This is a genomic window from Photorhabdus africana (genome assembly GCF_035181445.1).
GTDB lineage: Bacteria > Pseudomonadota > Gammaproteobacteria > Enterobacterales > Enterobacteriaceae > Photorhabdus > Photorhabdus laumondii.
Genome location: NZ_JAXBVE010000247.1, coordinates 1 through 284 on the forward strand (window position 1 = coordinate 1; position 284 = coordinate 284).

1 protein-coding gene is annotated in these 284 nt (G+C 52.8%); it reads left to right on the top strand.

The features are described from left to right. On the top strand, window positions 1–284 hold a 284-nt coding region (locus SLS51_RS23620), incomplete at both ends, for a hypothetical protein (protein ID WP_323840895.1).

Below are 284 nucleotides of genomic sequence, written 5' to 3' on the forward strand. Positions count from 1 at the left end.
GGGGCGTGAAAACTGGATGTTTGGCGGTCATGGGGATGATACCGCAGTGGTAGCCGGGCGGATTAACTCTGCTTTTATGGGGGCAGGGAATGACCAGACATTTGTTTTTGGCGAAGGTGGATTGATTGATGCCGGTAGCGGGTATGATTATGTTGTGACTGCGGGTAACTACAACCGGGTGGATACCGGGGAAGAGCAGGATTATGCCGCGACCATCGGTAATAACAACCGGGTTGAGCTGGGTGAAGGCAATGACTTTGGCCGGGTGTTTGGTAATGACAACC